Annotated in this window: 1 protein-coding gene; it reads left to right on the forward strand. The window is 40.7% G+C overall.

From position 1 onward, the window contains the following. Positions 1-15: 15 nt before the first annotated feature. Positions 16-457: hypothetical protein (locus tag ACQPUW_RS17285; RefSeq protein ID WP_430838667.1), on the forward strand; the 442-nt coding region annotated here is incomplete at its 3' end.

Raw genomic sequence — 457 nt, forward strand, 5'->3', positions numbered from 1 at the left:
TATGGATTTAGCCCGGTGATGAAAGAAATTGTGCAACAATTCCCTACACTCCAAATCGAAGTACTTTCCGGTGGTATGGTATTACCGGAAGAACCTGTTCATATTAGTGCTACGGCAGGATATATACAAAAAGCCTATAAAACGGTGGAGGAATATAGCGGTATTAGCTTTGGACCCGATTATTTATGGCATATCAATAACCCCGATTTAAGCGATTGGTATCCTAACTCCGAGAAACCTGCTATCGCATTATGCATTTTTAAAGAAATATACCCCGATCAACAGGTACAGTTTGCCGGTGATTTGCAATATGCCTTGCACTTCGAAGGCAGAGATTTAACCGATAATGAATCCTACCGACACCTACTGGAGAAATACAGTATTCAACCCGAGATGTTTTACGAAAAAATGTCGTCGGAACCTTACAAAGAGCAGGCCTATTATGAGTTTCAGCTTT

The sequence above is a fragment of the Clostridium sardiniense genome (assembly GCF_050584765.1).
GTDB lineage: Bacteria > Bacillota > Clostridia > Clostridiales > Clostridiaceae > Clostridium > Clostridium sardiniense_A.